Origin of the sequence: Desulfovibrio sp. DV (assembly GCF_001936595.1) — a bacterium.
Lineage (GTDB): Bacteria > Desulfobacterota > Desulfovibrionia > Desulfovibrionales > Desulfovibrionaceae > Solidesulfovibrio.
Genome location: NZ_MLBG01000012.1, coordinates 48,379 through 68,549, shown reverse-complemented (window position 1 = coordinate 68,549; position 20,171 = coordinate 48,379). Strand labels below are relative to the sequence as shown.

The window sequence follows — 20,171 nt, the reverse complement described above, 5'->3', positions numbered from 1 at the left end:
TCTCCTGGACCTCTCCGCCAGGGCGCTTGCCCTGGACCCGCCGGGGGGGGTCACCCCCCCGGACCCCCGGGCGGGGAAAGCGGGTTGGGGGACGGCGGCAGATGGCTGCTTTTGTTGGGGGCGCTCATTGCGCCCCCAATTTGTTTGTCGCAACCGTTGAGAAAGGCCAAACCAACCATGACGACCACCACCGCACCCTTTCCGTTTGGCGTTCCGGCGCGCCAGTCCCATGTGCTGGCCGGCCTGGACGCTTTGGCCCGGGCCATCCCCCAGGCGCTCATTTTGGAAGGTGGCACGGCCAGCGAACGTTCGGCCATGGCCATGTGGCTGGCGGCCCGGCTCAATTGCCGGGATGCGTCGCCGCCGTGCGGGGCGTGTCCGGTGTGCGTGCAGATCCGCGATCTGGTTTTCCTGGATTTGCAGTATTTCGACGGCGGCGTGGAGACGATCAAGGTGGCGGACATGCGCGAGGTGCGCACCCTTGTAGGAGAACCGCCGCGCGGGCCGGGTTGGCGGGTGATCATTCTGGCCGAGGCGCAAGGCCTCACCGACGAGGCGGCCAATGCGCTGTTAAAGGCCATGGAAGAGCCGCGTCCGGGCAATGTGTTCGTGTTGTTGTCGCCGCAGCGGGAACGGCTGTTTCCGACGTTGGTGTCGCGGTCGTTTGTGATGACGCTGGCCTGGCCGGATGCGTCGGTATCGTTGCCGGCCGGCGGCGAGGATGACCCGTGGCCGGTGCTGGATGCGCTCTATGGGTTCTGGCGTTCGGGCCGGGGCTGGTTTAGCGGGGTCAAGGGCCGGCCGACGCGGCTGACGGCCGAGCGGGTGCTGACGGAGTTGTCACGGGAACTGGCCGGATTTCTGGCCGGACGGGCGGACACGCCGTTTACCGCCCGCTTGCGGGTCTGCGGCGATCCGGACGTGCCACGCCGCATGGACGTGCTGCTGGCTGAATGCCAGGAAGCGCTCATTGCCATGGTCAATCCGGCAGTCGTGCTCGACCGGCTGGCCACCCGGGCCTATTTATGGTTGCGGGGCTGATCGGGCGGCGCGACGTCGTGTAACATCGGCGGGCGGTTGTCTGCTGCCGCCAACGGGACGCAAGAAATTCCGGCATCGGAAGATCCGGCCCGGGCGCAAACGGCAAGCGCCCGCCCGTCGGAAACCGACAGGCGGGCGCAGGGTATCAGGTTGTGGTCAGGAAGCGGCTATTCGGCAGCTTCCTTTTTCTTTTTCTTGGGCACGCCCTGGTAGGACATGGTCTGCTTTTCCGTGGCCACCTGACGATGGTCGTTGGTCATGGACAGGCAGCCGGTGGGGCAGACGTCCACGCACACGCCGCAGTACACGCAGCTCATGGCTTCGCAGGTCCAGGTGCCGGCCTTGTTGTCGACGGCAATGCACTGGGACGGGCATTTGATCATGCAGGTCCGGCAGAAGATGCATTCGTCGATATTGATGTTAAGCGTCCCCCGAAACCCCTCGAAATGGCCCCGCACGGCAAACGGATAGAGCCTCGTGGAGCTTTTGGTGAAGAGGTTCGCGACGACGTTTTTGGTCATGTTGAACATGGAAACGCGCTCCTTTTTTACCGTTCGGTGCAGCTGATGCAGGGGTCGATGGAGAGCACGATGACCGGTACGTCGGCCAACTCGCAGCCCGGCAGCATGGCCAGAAGCGGCGGGATATTGGCAAACGTGGGAGTGCGGATGCGCACCCGGTCCATATGCTTCGAGCCGTCGCCCTTTAAGTAGTACATGAGTTCGCCGCGCGGCTGTTCCACGCGGGTGACGGCTTCGCCGTCCGGTTTGCCCTTGACCTTGGCGGCGATGGAGCCGGCCGGGATGTCCAGGTTCGGAGGCGGAGCCGCGGTGATGCGGTGGTGCTTGTCGCGGTTATACGCCTGCATGATGTCGCCGCGATTGCCGCCGATGGTCGTCGGGGTGTCGTCGTCGGAGCCGCCGTCAACCGTGGCGGCGGTTTCGCCGGCCGGCATCCGGGCAATGGCCAGGCGTATGAGGTCAAAGGACTGGAGGGTTTCGCGGAACCGCACGGCGCAGCGGGCATACGAGTCGCCGTCGTATTCGACGATGGGCTCGAAACCGAGTTCGCCGAAGGCGGCGTAGCCGGTCTGGCGGGCGTCCTGGGCCCAGCCGGAGCCGCGCAGCATGGGACCGACCGCGCCGAGCTGGTAGGCCTGCTCCTTGGTCAGCACGCCCTTGCCGCAACAACGCTTTTTCACGGTGTAGTCGTTTAAGATGGTGGTCTGGAGCTGGCGGATTTCCTTTTCGGAAATGATCAGCTGCTGTTCGATCCACTGGCACTGTTCCGGGGTCAGGTCGCGGCGCACGCCGCCGACGACGTTGACCGAGACCACCACGCGGTTGCCGCAGGTGGCTTCCATGATGTCCATGATGCGCTCGCGCACCCGCCAGAACTGCATGAAAAGGCTCTCAAAGCCAAACGCGTCGGCAAAAAGGCCCAGCCAGAGCAGGTGGCTGTGGACGCGGTGGAGTTCGCCCCAGATGGTGCGCAGGTATTTGGCGCGACGGGGCACTTCGATGCCCATGATCTGCTCGATGCCTTCGCAGTAGCACAGGGCATGCAGGCAGGAGCAGATGCCGCAGACGCGTTCGACGATCTGAACCATCTGGTTGAAGTCACGGACTTCGCACAGCTTTTCCAGTCCACGGTGGACGTAGCCGAGCGTGGGCAGGGCTTCGACCACGATTTCGTTCTCGATGGTCAGTTTCAGGTGCAGGGGTTCCGGCAGGACCGGATGCTGCGGACCAAAAGGCAATATAGTACGGGCCATACGCTTCCCTCTCTAAGACTGTTTTTGGGCCACGCTGACCTTGCAAAACGGCATGGCGCGGACTTCAGCTTCAAGGTACAAGGCCCCGCCGAAATCAAGGACGATATCGGAGAAGCAGATGCCGAACTGGTCGCGGATCTCGTTTTCCACGAGGAGCGCCGCAAAGTAGACGGGAGAGATGCTCGGCACCACGGTCTCCTTGGGAATGGAGAGCCGGTAATGCTTCATGACCAGATCTTTGTCGTAGTGGTAGAGAAGTTCAAAGCCTGCCTCGCCGGTATCCACAGCGGACATGGTGACCAGCCGCCAGCCGCCGTCGAAGTGCTCTTTGGCCACGGCGACGACTTCGTCGAGGGAAAGAGGAATCGTTTCCAGCACAGTATTCTCCTGGCCTTCGGGGTCAGACCCCGGTTGCGTCGTCGGTTTGCGGCTAGGCCGTCATGCCAAGCAGCGTCTTGACCTTTTCCAGGGCCGCCACCACGCCGTCGATGATGGCCTCGGGGCGGGCCGGGCAGCCGGGCACGTACACATCGACCGGGATGACCTTGTCCACGCCGCCGACCACGTTGTAGGCCTCGCGGAAGACGCCGCCGGTGCAGCCGCAGGCGCCGATGGCGATAACGGCCTTGGGTCCGGGCATCTGGTCGTAGATGTTTTTAAGCACATGCTTGTTGCGCTGGTTGACGGTCCCGGTGACGAGCAACACGTCGGCGTGCTTGGGGTTGCCGATGTTTAAAATGCCGAAGCGTTCAATGTCGTAGATGGGCGTGAGGCAGGCCAGCACCTCGATGTCGCAGCCGTTGCAGCTGCCGCAATCGAAATGGACCACCCACGGTGATTTGATGCGTCCCTTATTGATCAGATTGCCTAACATGGCGTGCTCTCTTTTTTGGCTTGTCGGTCGTTATTGGGCATAGAGCCAAAGCATGTTGACGATGGTGAGGGCCAGACCCATGCCGACGGCGGACTTGAGCATGAAGCGCCAGGTCAGGCGCGCCGTGACGTTGTCCACGATGATTTCGGCCAGGTAGGTCACCGCCACCAGCACGACCATGCCAACAACGCTGGTCGACCAGAAAAGGGCGCACAGCCCGAGGACGAGGATGACCTCGTACCAGTGGGCGATCTCAATCATGGCCAGGAAGGGACCGGAGTACTCGGTGTACACCCCGCGCACCAGTTCCTGGTGGGCGTGGGCGCTGGCCGAGATGTCAAAGGGCGACTTGCGCAGCTTGATGGTCAGCGCATAGCCAAGGACAATGTACATGAGCGGCAGGTCGTAAAGCAGCGGCCGGGTCACTTCGAACACCGCGCTGACCTTGAAGCTGCCGGTCACCATGGCGATGGCGGCAAAGACCAGGATCAGAAGCGGCTCGTAGGCCAGCATCTGCAAGAGTTCGCGCTGGCCGCCGATCTGGCTGTAGGGCGAAGGCGAGGCCAGGGCGCCCATGACCAGGAAGACCGCGCCGATCGTCAGCACGAAGAAGATCAGGAGCAGGTCGGAGCCGGTAAAGAGCAGGACCACGGACAGGGCCGCGGCCACGATGTAGACGTAGGCGCAAAGGGCCTGCCAGGTGTTGGTCACCATGGGCTCTTTGCCAAGCAGCTTTAAGACGTCGTAGATGGGCTGGAGGATCGGCGGCCCATAGCGGGACTGCAGCCAGGCGGTGATCCGGCGGTCGACGCCGGTGATCAACGCCCCAAGCAGGGGAGCCGCAACCAGGGCCAAGACGGCGAGTATGATTTTGGTAATCACAGGGCGCCTCCAAAGAGCATGATCACCAGCACGGCGAGCGCGATGACGTTGATCCATTTGGAGAGCATTTCCTCTCCAAAGAACTGTTCAAGGTAGTAGTTTCCGGAGGCCGCGGCCACATACTGCTGCAGGGGACCGAGGAAGCCGGGCTTGCCATCAACCGTCATCTGCTCGCCGCACATGTAGGGCTGGGAGCACTGGGCGGCCGTCACCTTTCTGGCCTGTTTGAGGGCAAAGTAGAAGCCCAGGCCAAGCAGGATGAACAGCGGGTAGATGAGGAAGATGCCTGCCTGGGACTCGAAGTTGCCGTAGCGCAGGACGTAGGGAGCGGTCTTGTAGTACATGGTCACCACCGGGGCGACCAGGGTGCTGTAGACCACCGGCGAGAAGAAGCTCACCACCAGGGCCAGGCCGGCCAGGATGTAGAGCGGCGCGCGCACGGTGATGTCCTGGGCTTCGGGCTTGGCCTTGGGCACCGGCGTGCCCAGCATAAGGCCGGCCCAGCGGCACCAGAAGAGCACGGTGACGCCCGAACCAAGGGCCAGCATGATCATGAGCAGGAACTGCCCCTGGGCGGATTCAATGGCCATCCACTTGGCCATGAGCATGCCGAAGGGCGGCAGCATCATGGTCATGATGCCGATGATGGCGACGAGCGCCGTGCGGGGCATGACCGCGAACAGGCCGCGCATGTCCTCGATGTCGCGGGAACCGATCTTCTGTTCGATGGCCCCGACGCACAGGAACATGAGCGCCTTGGAGATGGCGTGGAACAGGATCAGCATGATGGCTGCCGTGATGGCGGCCGGGGTGTTGATGCCGGCGCAGGCAATAATCAGCGCCAGGTTGGAGATGGTGGAATAGGCCAGGATCTTTTTGCCGTTGGACTGTCCGGCAGCCAGACAGGCCGTGGCCAGAAACACGAAGGCCCCGAAAAGGGCCACGAAGTTGCTGAAGTAGGTCCCGGCGTAGACCGGGGCCAGACGCACGATGATGTAGACGCCGGCCTTGACCATGGTGGAGGAGTGGAGCAGGGCCGAGACCGGGGTGGGCGCGACCATGGCGCCGGTCAGCCAGCTCTGGAACGGGGCCTGGGCGGCCTTGGTCATGCCGGCAAAGACCAGCAGGAACATGGGCACCAGGATGGCTCCGCCGGCCACGGCGAATTCCGGACCCCGGGCCAGGACTTCCTGGAGCGACAGGGTGCCGGTGATCTTTTGCAACAAGATGATGCCGAACAGGAAGGCCGTGCCGCCAAGGACGTTCATCCACAAGGCGCGCTCGGCGTTTTTCCGGGCGATTTCCGTGCCGTCATGCCCGATGAGCATGAAGGAGCACAGGGTGGTGCATTCCCAGAAAAAGTACATCCACAGGAGATTGTTCGCCAAAACCAGCCCGTTCATGGCCCCCAGGAAGAGCACAATGAAGAAGAAAAACTGAGGCTGCTTCGACTTGGTCAGATGCAAATGTTCCTCATGCTCCTTCATGTAGCCGATACCATAGACGGCTATGAGGGAACCGACGATGGAGATGACCAGCACCATGACGAGGCTCAGGTCATCCGCGAAGAAGGCCGGTACGGACCCGTGCGCCTTCGCCGTAAAAAAGTCGAACCAGATGAGGGCGACGATCTGGGCCACGGAGAGCCAGATAATAATCTGGTTTTTGCGTTTCATACCGACAAACAGCACCACAAACAGTATGACGAAATCACCCAGGGTGATAAGGGAGTCATACAGTGGCGCTGGCGACATGATAAACGCACCGCCCCGGAGCATGGCCAGCGACGCGAGTGCAAGCACTCCCGCCGTGGCGACCAGGATGACCTTGCGCAGATTTTGCTCTCGCAAAACCAGCAACACGGCTGCAACCAAAAATGGCAGCAGCACCGTCACAAAGACCAGCGTGTCGAGCATAGGCACCTCGATAAAAAAGTTAGGGGACCGCCTGGGACACACGCTCCACCCCCGCCGCGGGACAGAACAATCCACAAACACTGCGACCGCCTGCTTTTGGATTATTTTGCCCCCCCAGGGGAAGAACGTCAAGTTTAGGCCTCTTACGAGATATTTCCACCCGCTGCAACAGCGTGATTCCTTTCACAAGGGTCTCTTTCCTGGATAAATCAGGCCTTTCTGCGCTCCGCCACGGCCCCGCCTTGCGGCCGTCCCTGCCCCTCCAAAAGAAGGGCACGCAATTCCAATATGTTACAAAGAACCCAAAAAAACTGGGCCGAGCCATTTTTTTTCGCGAATGCCCCTTGCCTTTCGCGGCAATGTGTTTAGATATTTTCCCGCCAACCGTTGGCACTCGACCCCCTCGAGTGCCAACAACCGGTCCATCCGAAAAAATCCATGGAGGTCATAGTATGAAGCTTAAACCCTTAGGCGATCGCGTGCTTGTGAAGCGTCTGGAGCAGGAAGAAGTCACCAAAGGCGGCATCATCATCCCCGATTCCGCCAAGGAAAAGCCCATGAAAGGCGAGATCATCGCCGCTGGCCCGGGCAAAATCGGCGATGACGGCAAGCATCTCAAGATGCACGTCGAAAAGGGCGACCTGGTCCTTTTCAACAAGTACGCCGGCACCGAGATCAAGGTGGATGACGAAGACTTCCTCGTCATGCGCGAAGACGACATCCTGGCCGTCATCGAAGCCTAAGGCCCCGACGCCTTTTGCTTTTTCTTTACGAATTTTAGCCCAAGGAGAATATACATGGCTGCCAAAGAAATTCTGTTCGATGCCAAGGCCCGTGAAAAACTGAAACGCGGCGTGGACAAGCTGGCCAATGCCGTGAAGGTCACCCTTGGACCCAAGGGCCGCAACGTGGTCATCGAGAAGTCGTTTGGCTCCCCGATCATCACCAAGGACGGCGTGACCGTGGCCAAGGAAATCGAACTGGAAGACAAGTTCGAGAACATGGGCGCCCAGATGGTCAAGGAAGTCGCTTCCAAGACCTCGGACATCGCCGGTGACGGCACCACCACGGCCACCATCCTGGCCCAGGCCATCTTCACCGAAGGCGTCAAGCTCGTGGCCGCCGGCCGCAATCCCATGGCCATCAAGCGCGGCATCGACAAGGCCGTCGCCTCTGTTGTCGCCGAGCTTGAGACCCTGGCCAAGCCCACCCGCGATCAGAAGGAAATTGCCCAGGTCGGCACCATTTCCGCCAACTCCGACGCCACCATCGGCAACATCATTGCCGAGGCCATGAACAAGGTCGGCAAGGAAGGCGTCATCACCGTCGAGGAAGCCAAGGGCATGGAAACCACCCTTGACGTCGTCGAAGGCATGCAGTTCGACCGCGGCTACCTCTCCCCCTATTTCATCACCGACCCCGAGCGCATGGTGTGCGAGCTCGACGAGCCGCTGATCCTCATTAACGAGAAGAAGATCACCGCCATGAAGGACCTGCTGCCGGTCCTCGAGCAGGTGGCCAAGATGAGCCGCCCCCTGCTGATCGTGGCTGAAGACATCGAGGGCGAGGCTCTGGCCACCCTGGTTGTCAACAAGCTGCGCGGCACCCTGCAGGTCTGCGCCGTCAAGGCCCCGGGCTTTGGCGATCGCCGCAAGGCCATGCTCGAAGACATCGCCTCCCTCACCGGCGGCCAGTGTGTCTCCGAAGACCTGGGCCTCAAGCTCGAGAACATGACCCTGACCGACCTTGGCAAGGCCAAGCGCGTCATCGTCGACAAAGAAAACACCACCATCGTTGACGGCGCTGGCGACAGCGACAAGATCAAGGCCCGGGTCAAGCAGATCCGCGCCCAGATCGAAGAGACCACCTCCAGCTACGACAAAGAGAAGCTGCAGGAGCGTCTGGCCAAGATCGTCGGCGGCGTGGCCGTCATCAATGTCGGCGCGGCCACCGAGACCGAGATGAAAGAGAAGAAGGCCCGCGTGGAAGACGCCTTAAACGCCACCCGCGCTGCCGTTGAAGAAGGCATCGTCCCCGGCGGCGGCGTCGCCCTGGTCCGTTGCGTCAAGAGCCTGACCACCATCAAGGCCGTTGACGACGACGAGCAGGCCGGCATCGAGATCGTGCGCCGCGCCATCGAAGAGCCGCTGCGCCAGATCGCCGGCAACGCCGGTTTCGAAGGCTCCATCGTTGTGGCCAAGGTCCGCGACGGCAAGGAAGGCTTCGGCTTCAACGCCGCCACCGGCGAATACGAAGACCTGATCAAGGCCGGCGTCATCGACCCCAAAAAGGTCACCCGCATTGCCCTGCAGAACTCCTCCTCCGTGGCCGGCCTGCTCCTGACCACCGAGGCGGCCATTGCTGAAAAGCCCGACACCAAGAAAGACATGCCCGCCATGCCCGGCGGCGGCATGGGCGGCATGGGCGGCATGTACTAGCCGACCGTTTCCTCCAAGGGTACCGCAAGGGGCCGGGCTTTTGCCCGGCCCCTTTTTATTGGCGCCCACACCATACCGCCCCGGCGCACCCACGATTCGCCGGGAGGCCTCGTATCCAAACCGACTTTGCCCGCAACGTCCCCTGGCCAACCGTCTCCAGACAATCCCCCTGGGGGATTCCAAAAGGCGGTCACTCCCGTTGGCCGCCGCAGCCGCGGTGTTTCCCGTCAAGCGCCAACGGCCTCCGGCCCCTTGCCTCTTTCCCTGCGCAACTGCCGCCCTCAGGCTCGGCAACGCCCACAGTCAAATCACCCCCCAGAAGGGGATTCCAAATGGACTCAGTCCCTTTGGCCGCCGGAGGCATCCGCCCTCTTCCCTCCCCTGCACCCCCGGCCGCCGGCGCTCTTCCCCGCAACGTCCCCTACTCCCCCGCTGCCACCGGCGCCGGGGCCGTCGTCTTCATGCGCCAATAGGTCATGGCCGCGGCCAGCACCATGGGCACGACGCCTGCGGCAATAAAGACCACGTCGCCGGGCATCCGACCCCATTCGATGAGCCGGGTCAGGTCGCGATTGAGGTAGTCCAGCCCCCGGGCGTGCCAGTAGCCGTTTTGCAGCACGTCGTAGACCTGCAGCACGCCGCCCGGGAAGAGGCTGCCGGCAGCCATCATGGCCAGGCCGATATTGAGGCCCCAAAAGGAGATGCGGATCAGGTGCTGCGGCCCGGCCCACTGCTCCTCGGTAAGCACCTGCCGGAAGCAAAGCACCATGAGCGCCAGGGCTTCCATGCCAAACACGCCCATGAGGGCCATGTGCCCGTGGTTGGGCGTCAACAGCGTGCCCACCTCGAAATAGCTGACAATGGGCAGGTTGATGAGAAAGCCGAAGATGCCGGCTCCGACAAAGTTCCAGAACCCGACGGCCATGAGGAAATAAAACGCCCACTTGTGCGGGATGTTGACCGGCTGGCCGCAGACGTCGCAGTGCGACCGGGTGAGCTTGACGAAATCCCAGGCGTCCAGGGTCAAAAGGGTCAGGGGCACCACTTCCATGGCGGAAAAAAGGGCCGACAGGGACATGTTGAGGTTGGACTGGCCGCTGAAATACCAGTGGTGGCCGGTGCCCACGATGCCGCTGCCGAGAAAGAGAATGGCGTCGAGGTAGATGACCCGGGCGGCTGTGGTGCGCGAGACCATGCCGAGCCGGAAAAAGGTCACGGCCACCATCACGGTGACGAACAGCTCGAAAAAGCCCTCGACCCACAGATGGATGATCCAGAACCGCCAGTTGTCCACCACCGTGAAATTGGTGGTCGTGCCGAAGAAAAAGGCAGGCAGATAAAAAACCGGGATGGCCAGGGCGGCCAGCAGGAACAAGGTCGTGATCTCCCGGCGGTTGGGATCGAGCAGGGCCGGCATGACGCTTCGCAGCAGCATGAGCACCCAGCCGATCAGGCCGATGGCCAGGAGAATCTGCCAGCCCCGCCCCAGGTCGAGATATTCCCAACCCTGGTGGCCGAACCAGAACCACAGATCCCCCAGCCACTGGCGAAGGCCGGCCAGTTCCCCGAAAAGGCTCCCGGCCACAACCAGGACCAAGGCCCCGAAGAGCCCGTGAATAAGCTTCGCCTGCCCCCGGGGTTCCTTGTCGCCCAGGGCCTGGCCCAACAGCAACCCTCCGGCCACAAAGGACGTGGCGATCCAGAAGATGGCCGATTGCAGGTGCCAGGTGCGCAGCAGATTGCTCGGCAGGATCGTGGCCAGGTCGAAGCCGTAAAAACTGCCCGGATCGGCCCGGAAATGGGCCGTGGCCCCGCCCACCATCACCTGGAAAAGAAAGAGCAGCACAGCCGCCAGGAAGTATTTGACCAGCCCCCGCTGGCCGGCGGTGGCCACGCCCGGAAGCATCTGCGGGTGGACATGTTCGCCCGTGCCCTTCCAGCCCAGGTAGGCAAACTTGCCAAAGGCCGACAGCACCAGGGCTATGCCGGTGAGCAGGGTGATGAGGCTTAAGGCGCTCCACAACACGGTCTGGCTGGTCGGCGTATTGCCCAGGGCCGGATCGTAGGGGAAATTATTGGTGTAGGAGAAATCCGTGTCCGGCCGGTTGGCGATGGAGGCCCAGGCCGTCCAGGCGAAAAATGCCGTCAGATCATGCAGTTCCTTGGCGTCGCTGATATATTTTGCCGGCAGGCCGCCGCTTGTGGCCGGATCGGTGAAATAGCGCGTCCACGCCGCGATCTGCTGCCTGAAGGCCTGGGCCTCAAAGGGCGTCAGCAGCAGGGTTTTGGCTTTCTCGTCATAGCGGTTTTCCTTGAGCAGCAGGGAGACTTCCTTGCTGAGGATTTCGCGCTCCTGGGACGAGAGCGCCTCAAAATCCCGGCCAAATCGCTGGGGAGCCAGGCCCCGGCTGACGGACAGGCCCAGTTCGTGGAGATACTGGGCCGAAAAATCCGGCCCAAGATAGGCCCCGTGGCCCCAGATCGAACCGTTTTCCATCAGTCCGTATTTGAGAAAGATCTGCTGGCCGGCCACGATGTCCGCGCCCGTGAAGACAATCTGGCCGGACCCGTCGCGAACGCTGTCCGGGACAGGCGGCGCATTCTGGTAGGCTTGAAAGGCGATAAGGATTTCCAGAACAAAACCAACCAGCAACGCCGCGATGACCCCCTTGCGCCACCAGGGCGACAAGTGTTTTTCGGAAGTATCGTCTGACTGCATACCTTCCTCCTTTTTCCGGGCACACACTACGATGAATAGCGCAAACCTACACCAAATTTTCCCGAACGCAATGACTTGTCCTGTATTTTGGCTGCATGGATGAACTTCGGCAAATCTCTTTCCCGATCGAGCAGTTGCATACCATTGCAAGTCGTCTTCCCGGATTTCAGCTGCTCCCAGTACCGGCCCTCTGCGTTGACCGGCCGGGTGCGCCGGGGTATCTCCTCCCAAGCTCAAAGAGGTGCCCCATGCCGGACAACACGCCCCCCCCATCCCCAAACACCCCCTACGACCTGACCAACCCCCAGGTGCTTCTCGCCTGGCAGCGCAACCATCTGGCCAACGAGCGCACCTTTCTGGCCTGGTGCCGCACAGGCCTTGCCCTTTTCGGCTTCAGCTTCGTTATCGAGCGTTTTGATTTCTTCATCCGCCAGTTGCAAAACGTGCCCATGTTCGAGGGTATGGCCAAAAAGCATCTGCACACCGAGGCCGTGACCCTGTCCACCTTTGCCGTGGGCGTTTTGGTCATGGTTGTAGCGGTGTGGCGCTTCTGGTACATCCGACGCTGCATCAACACCGGAGCAAAGGTCTTTTCCCCGACCCCGGACATCATTTTCACCGTGGCCGTGGTCGGCATGATCGTCGGCCTGTCTTCGGTCTTCTGGCATCTCATCGTCCAGTAACCACCCCGCGAGAGGATCCGCCATGCGCGCCGTGACTGTTTTTCTCCTGGCGCTCCTAGCCGCCAGCAGCCTTTCGCCGACAGCCGGCCGGGCCGAGGCCGCACCCTCGCCACTGACCGCTGCCCTGGTCGCCACCGCCGCCGGCCGCCTGGACGACGCCCTGGCCGCCCTGGAACAAAGCACTGCGGCCCTTGGCGCAGCCTACCGGGAGCTTTGCCGCACGGCCGGGCCGCCAAGCCCTGAAGAGCGCAGCCGGGCACTCCAGAGCTATGCCATCAAAGACGGCACCGTGGCCTTTCGCGACCTGCAAGGCCCCTGCGGCCCGGAACCTGCGGCCAAGGCTCCGTGCCAGTCCCTCTTTTTTTATGACGGCGAAAATTTCACCGACGACACCTTCCGCGAAATGTCCGTCCTGTCCCGGCTGGCCCCGGCCATGGCCGCCGGTTACGACGCCCTGCCCTCGTCCTGGGTCTACCTGACCACCCCGGGCCAGAGTTTCGCCATCTACCCCCACCTGCCCCTGGCCGAGGCCGTCAACAACTACAAGCCCACGGACAAGGACTTTTACACGGTGGCCGATTTCGCCGGCAAAGCCTGCGGTTGGCAGTCGCCCTACCTCGATCTGGCCGGCGACGGCATGATGGTCACGGTGTCCTGCCCGGTCTTCGACGGCGAGACGCTTCTGGGCGTGGCCTCCCGCGACGTCACCATACGCCAGCTCTCCGGCCGCATCCTGGCCGATCTGGCCGCCATCCCCGGAGCCAGGGCCGTCATCATCAACCGGCGCGGCAAGGCCATAGCCGCCAGCGATCCGACGCTTGCCGCCTTTCTTGACACCGAAAACGCCAAGGCCGAAGACGCGGTTGTCTACTTCCGGGCGGATCGGGGGCTGGCCGCCATGGGCCTGGAAAAAGGGCTGCTTTCGCCGGATGAGACGTTAAACGCCGCCGGCGAGGCCGTGATCGAGCGGGCCGGGGCGGAAAAACCCTGGCCCATGGTCTTTGCCCAGGGCAAGGATCTGGTGCTGGCCGCGAGGCTTCGCACCACGGGCTGGTATCTGGTCATGCTCGTGCCGCACAAGGCAGGAAAATAATGCAACAACAGTCCTTTCCCCACGGCGGCAACCTGCGCGCCCTGGCTGCGGCCGGCGGGCGCGACCCGGCCGACATCCTGGACGCCTCGGCCAGCATCAATCCGCTCGGGCCGCCGCCCTGGCTGCGCGACGTCATAAGCGCCGCCGTCTCCGATCTGGTCCATTACCCGGACCCCGACGCCACCGCCCTGATAAACGCCGCCGCCGCCCGCTACGGCGCACCGGCCTCCCATTTCGTGGCCGGCAACGGCACAAGCGAGCTGCTTTTCACCCTGCCCCGCTGCACCGGGCTGGCCCGGGCGGTCATCCCCTCCCCGGCCTACGCCGACTACGCCACCGCCTGCCACAAGGCCGGCATGGACGTGCGCCGCCTGCCCGGCTCGGAACTCGACGGGTTTGCCCTGCACATCGACCGGGTCGAGGCGGTTCTGCGCTCGCCGTCCATGGTCGTCATCGCCAGTCCGGCCAACCCCACCGGCGCACTGGCCAATGTCGCCGACATCGTGGCCCTGGCCGACCGCCATCCCCAGAGCCTTTTCGTGGTGGACGAGGCCTTTGCCGATTTCGTGCCCGATTTCGCCAGTCTGGCCGGGGACCGGCCCCACAACGTGGCCGTGCTGCTGTCGCTGACCAAGAGTTTCGCCGTCCCGGGCCTGCGCCTGGGGCTGCTGGCCGCCAGTCCCGATCTGGCCGACTGGGTGCGCCGCAGCCTGCCGCCCTGGTCGGTCGGCACCCTGGCCCAGGCTGTCGGCATCCGGGCCCTGGCCGACGCCGACTATCTGGAGGCCAGCCGCCGGGCCCTGCCGCCCCTGCGCGAGGCCCTGGCCGCCGGACTGGCCGCCCTGGGGCTGACGGTCTTTCCCAGCGCCGCCAATTTCCTGCTGGCCCGGCTGTCCCTGACCGGCCCCAACGCCCCGGAGGTCTGCCGCCGGATGCTGGCCGAACATGGCGTGGCCCTTCGCGACTGCTCCAATTTTTCCGGCCTCACCGACCGCTATCTGCGCATCGCCGTGCGCCCGCCGGCCGAGACCCGGCGCATCCTGGACGGGCTCGCCGCCGTCCTTGACGCCTGCCCCATCCCGGCCACCCGCCCCAAACGCCAAACCCCGGCTCTTATGCTCCAGGGCACGGCCTCCAATGCCGGCAAATCCGTGCTGACGGCCGGCATCTGCCGGCTGCTGGCCCGGGCCGGCTACCGCGTGGCACCGTTTAAGTCCCAGAACATGTCGCTCAATTCCGGGGTCACGGCTGCTGGCCTGGAAATGGGCCGGGCGCAAATCGTCCAGGCCCGGGCCTGCCGGCTGGCCCCGGACGCCCGCATGAACCCCATCCTGCTCAAACCCACATCCGACCTCGGCTCCCAGGTCATTGTCCTTGGCAAGCCGGTCGGGACCATGCGGGTGGGCGAATACATCAATTATAAACCCACAGCCTTTGCCGCGGCCAAAGCGGCCTACGACGCCCTGGCCGCCACCGTCGACGTCATGGTCATCGAGGGCGCGGGCAGTCCGGCCGAGGTCAATTTAAAGGCCCACGACATCGTCAACATGGCCATGGCCCGCCACGCCGGGGCGCGCGTGCTGCTGGCCGCCGACATCGACCGGGGCGGGGCCTATGCCGGGCTGCTCGGCACCATGGAATGTCTGGCCGAGGACGAGCGGGCCATGGTTGCCGGCTATATCCTGAACCGCTTCCGGGGGGACGCCGGGCTGCTGGCCCCGGCCAACGATTTTTTGCGGCAGCGCACCGGACGCGACGTCCTGGCCGTGGTGCCGTATCTGGCAAACCTGGGGCTGCCGGAAGAGGATTCGGTGACGTTCAAGGACGGGGCAATCCTGCCCGAGACGCTGCCCGACAACGCCACGCTGGTGGACATCGCGGTCATCGACCTGCCCCATGTGTCCAATTTCACCGACTGCGACGCCTTGGCCGTGGAGGGCGATGTCCGGGTGCGCCGGGTGACGGCGGCGGCCCGCCTGGGCCGGCCTGATGCCGTCATCGTGCCCGGCAGCAAGAACACCCTGGCCGATCTGGCCTGGCTTGTGGATTCGGGGCTGGCTGCGGCCATTACGGCCCTGGCGGCAGAGGGGAAAACCGAGGTGGTGGGGCTTTGCGCCGGGCTGCAGATGCTCGGGCAAACAGTCAGCGATCCGCTTGGTCTGGAATCAGGGCGCGGCGAGGCGGCCGGGCTTGGGCTTTTGCCCCTGCAAACAACGCTTGTCGCCGAAAAGACCCTGACCCTAACCCGGGCGGTCCATGCTGCCACCGGCCTGCCGCTTAGCGGCTATGAGATCCACCACGGCGTGACCACGGCCGGGGACGGGCTGCCCGTGGCCGTGTCGCGGGCGGATGGCGCGCCCATCGGCTATGCCGGGGCGGACGGTCTGGTCTGGGGGGCGTACCTGCACGGCATCTTTGACGCCGACGCCTTTCGCCGGGCCTTTCTGGACGGCCTGCGCAGCCGGCGCGGGCTGGCTCCGATCGGCCGCCCGGCTGTCTACGACATCGAACCGGCCCTCGACCGTCTGGCCGACACCCTTGAGGCCAGCCTGGGGCTTGCCGCCGTGGTCCGGCTGCTTGGCCTGTAGCCCCCGCTTTCACGAGATCCGGCAGGCCTGAAACAGCTCTCCGGCGCAGCAACGCCCACAGTCAAATCAAACTCCTCCAGGAGGGGATTCCAAAGGGACTCAGTCCCTTTGGCCGCCGGAGGCACTCTTCCCGTTCCTCGCCTCTGCGTTCCCTCTGCCTCGGGCCTGTCAGGGGTGGGCCGGCGCAGGTGCGCCACCGACCGGCGCGGCCGTTGCCACCGGCACCGGCGTGGCTGCGGCCACCGGCACGGCCGCCTTCTTGGTCTGGACGATCTTGAAGCCCTTATCCAGCAGCTTGACGGTCTCGCGCTCGCGAACGCGCGGGTTTCGCGACCCCAGGACCACGGCGATCAGCCGGGTGTCGCCGCGCTTGGCCGTGGCCACGATGTTGTAGCCCGAGGCGCACACAAACCCGGTTTTGAGCCCGTCCACGCCTTCATAGCGGCCAAGCAGCGAATTGGCGTTGTGGCGCTGGCGGTTGTTGTGGGTGAAATACTGGATGGAGTGGATGGTGAGCGCCTTGGGGAACTGCTCCAGATAGGCAGCGGCCAGCTTGAGCATGTCCCGGGCCGTGGTCACCTGGCCCTCGGCCGGCAGGCCGTTGGGGTTGTGGAAGACGGAATTGGTCATGCCCAGGCGCTTGGCCGTGTCGTTCATAAGGGCCACGAAGGCCTCGGCATTGCCGTTTTCCAGGTTGTCGGCAATGGCCATGCAGGCGTCGTTGGCCGAGGCTACGGCAATGCCCTGGATGAGATCGGTGATCTTGACCTGTTCGCCGTTTCGCAGGTGCATGTTGGAGCCGCCCTGGGTGGCGGCCCGCTCCGACACCTCGATGACGTCCCAGGGCCGCAGCTTGCCCTGGCGGATGGCGTCGAACAGGATATAGAGCGTGAGCACCTTGGTCAGGGAAGCCGGCGGGATCTGCACGTCGGGGTTTTGCTCGTAGAGCACCTCCCCGGTGTTCATGTTCCACAGGATGGCCGACTTGACGGTCAGCGTCGGTACGGCGCAGGCACCGATGTCGCCTTCTTCGTTTTCGATGTCGGGGTTGATCGGCGCAGCGGCTTTCCGGCCGCGCCGGGGCTTTTTGGCCGCGCCCTCGGCCACGGCCGCCTTGGCCCGTTTGGCCGGTTTTTCGACTTTGGCCGCAGTATTGGCTTTGGCCGGCTTTTCGGCTTTGGCTGCTTTGCGGGCGGCGGGCTTGGCCGGGTGCTTTTCGGTGCGGCCGGTGTCCTTGGCCAGGGCCTGGGCATTCTCCACGACCGGAGCGGTAACAAAGACCAGGGCGGCCACAAGGGCTATGATCAGGGCGCGAAGTGCGTTGTGCATGGAAACGGATTCCCCTTGCGTGGCGAAAGGGCCAGACGTGATGCCGGCGGTTGCGCCGGAAGCGACGTTGCGCTTTTACCCGCGCCGATAAGGAAAGTCAAAAGCCCGGATTCCCGGCGTTGCACCCGGGGGGCGCTTGCCGTAGGATGCCGTCATGGAGCGGGGAGACGTCGGGGGCCTCGCTTCACCCAGGGAGCCCTCCATGCCGCGTTTCGATTGCGTCTTGTCCTGTCCGGCCGACTGTCCTTGTGCCGGTGGTCGTCTGTCCGTCCGTCCTGCCCTCTGCGTGCCGGGGGCGGCCGGGGTTTTGTGTTGCCGTACTGAGACCTCCAACCACCTTGCCGCCGGCTGGCGCTGATCCCATCCATGGCCGATTCCCTCGACTTTCCAGACATCCAGGAGCGCCTGCTCGCCCTGGAAGAAGCCTTTGCCGACCATAACACCTATCAGTTTAAAAAAACCATGGCCGAACTGCGCCGGACCGTGAAAATGCGGGCCAACGCCACGGCCCTGGCCCAGGCCGAACTCCTCGACAGCCGCAAGGAAACCGAGCGCAACCGCAAGCAGTGCGTGGATTTGCAGGCCAAGCTCAAGACCGTGGTGGACCGCTTTGAGGGCAGTTTCACGGCCTTTGAAAAATTTCGCAAAGCCATCCGGGTGGTGGAACTCATGCGCGCCCATGAGGATCTGCCGGTTGTGCTCGACCGCATCCAGGAACTCTTCGGACTGCGCGCCGTCAGCCTGCTGCTCGACGCCGGCGAATACGCCCCCTTCGAACCGCCCGGCGCACGGCTGGCCGAGGCGGCCGATCTGCGCAAGGGGCTGGCCCAGCTCATGCCCAAGGCCACCGGTCCGGGACCGTTTATGGGGTCCATCAAGGCCGTGCCCAATCCGGAATTTTTCTTCGGTCCGGGCTTTTGCTCCGAACGCAAGGTCCTGCTTTTGGGCTCGTGCTTCATCTATCCGCTGCGCGACAAGTTCGGTCCGCAAAAGCTCGTCGGCATCCTAAGCTTCTTCGATTCCAACCCGCACCGCTACACCAGCGAGAAAGGCTCGGAATTCGCCACCCATTTCGCCGACATCCTGGGCTACACCATTGTTGACGTCACGGACCGCAAAAAGGCCGAACGCCTGCGCGAAGACGTGGAACGCATGACCCGGCACGATCTCAAGTCGCCGCTGACCGCCGTGCTCACCCTGCCCCAGCTCCTTCGCCGCGACGGCAACCTCACCGAGCGGCAAAACGACATGCTCAGCCTCATGCAGCACGCCGGCTACCGGATGCTCAACATGATCAACCAGTCCCTCGACCTCTACCGCATGGAGCGCGGCGTCTACGAGCTCTCGCCCCAGCAGGTGGACATCCTGCCCATCCTGGACAACATCGCCGGCGAGTTGCGCGGGGTCATCGAGGCCACGGACCTGAGCCTCGAAGTGACCGTGCGCGGCCGCACCCGGGCCGAGGACGATACGTTCTCGGTTCGCGGCGAAGAAATGCTGCTCTATACCATGTTTTCGAACCTGATCAAAAACGCCCTGGAGGCCTCGCCGGCCGGAGAGCGGGTGACGGTGGCCCTGATCGAAGGCCGCACCCTGGACGTGGCCGTGCACAACGCCGGAGCCGTGCCGGCCCCGGTGCGCGGACGCTTCTTCAGCAAATTCGCCACCGCCGGCAAGAAAGACGGCACCGGCCTTGGTGCCTACGGGGCCAAGCTCATTGCCGAAACCCACGGGGCCAGGATCGCCATGGCCACCTCCGAACAAAAAGGCACCACCGTCACCGTGGCCTTCCCCAAGCCCCGCACCCCGGACAAAGCCGCCATCCGCCGCTAGATTGTCGTATGGTTGGGTTGGTTGGGGGGATGTGAGAGAGGAGAGGAAGAGTGCCTCCGGCGGCCGGGGGGATGATCCCCCCGGACACCTGCAAAGGGAGAAGTTTGGAAAGGGGGCTTGGCGCGGGTTGCCAGTCCGGGCGGCGCGCATCTTTCGGGCTTGACGAAATCGCCCCGGCGTGGACTCATAGAGTTGTGGGAGTGTCGCGAAACCCACAACCGCAGGAGTCCTTTCATGTCGCGAGCCGTTGCCTTCACCCCGTCCCTGGCCGAAGAATACCGCAACCTTTACGCTGCTGCCGCCATCCGCCCCGAACGGGCGGAGGAAGTCGCCCGTCTGGCCCGGCGCATGGCCGAACCGGCCCGGAGGAACCGCTATCAGGCCGTCGGCGACCGGGTCGGCGTGCCCTGGTTTGTCGTGGCCATCATCCACGCCCTGGAAGCCAGCCTGGATTTTACCCGCCACCTGCATAACGGCGACCCGCTGGCCGGGCGCACCGTGCGTGTGCCCAAGGGCCGCCCCCTGGCCGGAACCCCGCCCTTTGCCTGGGAGGACAGCGCTGCCGACGCCCTGGCCCTGGCCGGGCTCGACGCCTGGGACGACTGGAGCGTGGCCGGGGTGGCCTATGTGCTGGAGCGCTATAACGGCTTTGGCTACCGCCGTCGGACGCCGCCCGTGCCGAGCCCCTATCTGTGGAGCTTCACGACGGCGTATGTGTCGGGCAGGTATGTGGCCGACCATGTCTGGTCGGATACGGCGGTGAGCCGGCAATGCGGCGGCATGGCCCTGCTGCGGGCCTTGTTTGCGGCTGGCCTGGCCGCGTGGCCCCGGGAGGAGGCGGCCCAGCGCCTCACCGAGGCAACGGCACCGCCGGCGTCGCCCCTTGGCCGCGAACCGGCCGTTCCCTGGCCGGCCGGCACCGCCGGCCTGTGCGTCGCGGCCACGGCCACCCAGGTGCTTGGCGCCTAACGAATCGCCGCGCAAGGCGCCCCGGTATTATC

Annotated in this window: 16 protein-coding genes; 8 read left to right on the top strand and 8 right to left on the bottom strand. The window is 64.1% G+C overall.

All coding sequences use genetic code 11. The features are described 5' to 3' along the window. Positions 1 to 177 precede the first annotated feature (177 nt). Complete coding sequence (locus DVDV_RS05220) at positions 178 to 1,041, top strand: DNA polymerase III subunit delta' (protein WP_075353658.1); 864 nt, start codon at positions 178 to 180, stop codon at positions 1,039 to 1,041. A gap of 167 nt (positions 1,042 to 1,208) precedes the next feature. Here DVDV_RS05220 and DVDV_RS05215 read toward each other — a convergent pair whose 3' ends face one another. The 6 genes from DVDV_RS05215 to DVDV_RS05190 are packed head-to-tail and all read right to left on the bottom strand — an operon-like array spanning position 1,209 to position 6,487. Continuing rightward, positions 1,209 to 1,571 (bottom strand): 4Fe-4S binding protein, encoded by a 363-nt coding sequence (locus DVDV_RS05215; RefSeq protein ID WP_075353657.1) that lies wholly within the window; start codon positions 1,569 to 1,571, stop codon positions 1,209 to 1,211. A 17-nt stretch (positions 1,572 to 1,588) separates the two neighbouring features. Then, entirely contained in the window at positions 1,589 to 2,815 is a 1,227-nt protein-coding gene (locus DVDV_RS05210) for a nickel-dependent hydrogenase large subunit (RefSeq protein WP_075353656.1), read from the bottom strand. 12 nt (positions 2,816 to 2,827) lie between these two features. Continuing rightward, positions 2,828 to 3,193, bottom strand: a complete 366-nt coding sequence (locus DVDV_RS05205) for an NADH-quinone oxidoreductase subunit C (protein WP_075353655.1) — start codon at positions 3,191 to 3,193, stop codon at positions 2,828 to 2,830. A gap of 52 nt (positions 3,194 to 3,245) precedes the next feature. Beyond that, positions 3,246 to 3,689 carry an NADH-quinone oxidoreductase subunit B family protein gene (locus DVDV_RS05200; protein WP_075353654.1) on the bottom strand — a complete coding sequence of 148 codons (444 nt, stop codon included), beginning with the start codon at positions 3,687 to 3,689 and terminating at the stop codon, positions 3,246 to 3,248. Positions 3,690 to 3,719: 30 nt separating this feature from the next. Further along, complete coding sequence (locus tag DVDV_RS05195; RefSeq protein ID WP_175577064.1) at positions 3,720 to 4,568, bottom strand: respiratory chain complex I subunit 1 family protein; 849 nt, start codon at positions 4,566 to 4,568, stop codon at positions 3,720 to 3,722. Then, complete coding sequence (locus DVDV_RS05190; RefSeq protein WP_075353652.1) at positions 4,568 to 6,487, bottom strand: NADH-quinone oxidoreductase subunit L; 1,920 nt, start codon at positions 6,485 to 6,487, stop codon at positions 4,568 to 4,570. The genes DVDV_RS05195 and DVDV_RS05190 overlap by 1 nt, the downstream gene beginning before the upstream one ends. A 452-nt stretch (positions 6,488 to 6,939) precedes the next feature. Between DVDV_RS05190 and groES the strand changes: the two genes are divergently transcribed. Together groES and groL are read left to right on the top strand one after the other, a co-directional pair. Further along, the gene (gene groES / locus DVDV_RS05185) at positions 6,940 to 7,230 is read left to right on the top strand and encodes a co-chaperone GroES (protein WP_075353651.1); all 291 of its coding nucleotides are present in this window, start codon (positions 6,940 to 6,942) and stop codon (positions 7,228 to 7,230) included. Between the two features lie 54 nt (positions 7,231 to 7,284). Next, the gene (gene groL, locus DVDV_RS05180) at positions 7,285 to 8,925 is read left to right on the top strand and encodes a chaperonin GroEL (RefSeq protein WP_075353650.1); all 1,641 of its coding nucleotides are present in this window, start codon (positions 7,285 to 7,287) and stop codon (positions 8,923 to 8,925) included. A gap of 421 nt (positions 8,926 to 9,346) precedes the next feature. On the opposite strand, the gene DVDV_RS05175 is transcribed toward groL, so the two are convergent. After that, entirely contained in the window at positions 9,347 to 11,644 is a 2,298-nt protein-coding gene (locus DVDV_RS05175; RefSeq protein WP_075353649.1) for a nitric-oxide reductase large subunit, read from the bottom strand. A gap of 248 nt (positions 11,645 to 11,892) precedes the next feature. Here DVDV_RS05175 and DVDV_RS05170 point away from each other — a divergent pair, with 248 nt between their 5' ends. Genes DVDV_RS05170 through DVDV_RS05160 form a run of 3 tightly spaced genes read left to right on the top strand, consistent with a single transcriptional unit; the run spans position 11,893 to position 16,008 of the window. Then, positions 11,893 to 12,327: a YidH family protein gene (locus DVDV_RS05170; RefSeq protein WP_075353648.1), complete on the top strand. Its 435-nt coding sequence runs from the start codon at positions 11,893 to 11,895 to the stop codon at positions 12,325 to 12,327. Positions 12,328 to 12,349: 22 nt separating this feature from the next. Then, complete coding sequence (locus DVDV_RS05165) at positions 12,350 to 13,420, top strand: histidine kinase (protein ID WP_075353647.1); 1,071 nt, start codon at positions 12,350 to 12,352, stop codon at positions 13,418 to 13,420. Then, complete coding sequence (locus DVDV_RS05160) at positions 13,420 to 16,008, top strand: cobyric acid synthase (protein ID WP_075353646.1); 2,589 nt, start codon at positions 13,420 to 13,422, stop codon at positions 16,006 to 16,008. The genes DVDV_RS05165 and DVDV_RS05160 overlap by 1 nt, the downstream gene beginning before the upstream one ends. A 168-nt stretch (positions 16,009 to 16,176) precedes the next feature. On the opposite strand, the gene DVDV_RS05155 is transcribed toward DVDV_RS05160, so the two are convergent. Next, on the bottom strand, positions 16,177 to 17,337 hold the full coding sequence (locus DVDV_RS05155) for a D-alanyl-D-alanine carboxypeptidase family protein (RefSeq protein ID WP_075353645.1): 1,161 nt from the start codon (positions 17,335 to 17,337) through the stop codon (positions 16,177 to 16,179). A gap of 366 nt (positions 17,338 to 17,703) precedes the next feature. Here DVDV_RS05155 and DVDV_RS05150 point away from each other — a divergent pair, with 366 nt between their 5' ends. Next, entirely contained in the window at positions 17,704 to 19,170 is a 1,467-nt protein-coding gene (locus tag DVDV_RS05150) for an ATP-binding protein (protein WP_075353644.1), read from the top strand. A gap of 234 nt (positions 19,171 to 19,404) precedes the next feature. After that, on the top strand, positions 19,405 to 20,139 hold the full coding sequence (locus tag DVDV_RS05145; protein WP_075353643.1) for a peptidoglycan-binding protein: 735 nt from the start codon (positions 19,405 to 19,407) through the stop codon (positions 20,137 to 20,139). Positions 20,140 to 20,171: the final 32 nt, after the last annotated feature.

Excerpts from the sequence above, each read along its gene's own strand:
- DVDV_RS05220 (WP_075353658.1), top strand. The coding sequence starts at position 178 with ATGACGACCACCACCGCACCCTTTCCGTTTGGCGTTCCGGCGCGCCAG.
- DVDV_RS05215 (WP_075353657.1), bottom strand. The coding sequence starts at position 1,571 with ATGTTCAACATGACCAAAAACGTCGTCGCGAACCTCTTCACCAAAAGC.
- DVDV_RS05210 (WP_075353656.1), bottom strand. The coding sequence starts at position 2,815 with ATGGCCCGTACTATATTGCCTTTTGGTCCGCAGCATCCGGTCCTGCCG.
- DVDV_RS05200 (WP_075353654.1), bottom strand. The coding sequence starts at position 3,689 with ATGTTAGGCAATCTGATCAATAAGGGACGCATCAAATCACCGTGGGTG.
- DVDV_RS05190 (WP_075353652.1), bottom strand. The coding sequence starts at position 6,487 with ATGCTCGACACGCTGGTCTTTGTGACGGTGCTGCTGCCATTTTTGGTT.
- groES (WP_075353651.1), top strand. The coding sequence starts at position 6,940 with ATGAAGCTTAAACCCTTAGGCGATCGCGTGCTTGTGAAGCGTCTGGAG.
- groL (WP_075353650.1), top strand. The coding sequence starts at position 7,285 with ATGGCTGCCAAAGAAATTCTGTTCGATGCCAAGGCCCGTGAAAAACTG.
- DVDV_RS05175 (WP_075353649.1), bottom strand. The coding sequence starts at position 11,644 with ATGCAGTCAGACGATACTTCCGAAAAACACTTGTCGCCCTGGTGGCGC.
- DVDV_RS05170 (WP_075353648.1), top strand. The coding sequence starts at position 11,893 with ATGCCGGACAACACGCCCCCCCCATCCCCAAACACCCCCTACGACCTG.
- DVDV_RS05165 (WP_075353647.1), top strand. The coding sequence starts at position 12,350 with ATGCGCGCCGTGACTGTTTTTCTCCTGGCGCTCCTAGCCGCCAGCAGC.
- DVDV_RS05160 (WP_075353646.1), top strand. The coding sequence starts at position 13,420 with ATGCAACAACAGTCCTTTCCCCACGGCGGCAACCTGCGCGCCCTGGCT.
- DVDV_RS05155 (WP_075353645.1), bottom strand. The coding sequence starts at position 17,337 with ATGCACAACGCACTTCGCGCCCTGATCATAGCCCTTGTGGCCGCCCTG.
- DVDV_RS05150 (WP_075353644.1), top strand. The coding sequence starts at position 17,704 with ATGGCCGATTCCCTCGACTTTCCAGACATCCAGGAGCGCCTGCTCGCC.
- DVDV_RS05145 (WP_075353643.1), top strand. The coding sequence starts at position 19,405 with ATGTCGCGAGCCGTTGCCTTCACCCCGTCCCTGGCCGAAGAATACCGC.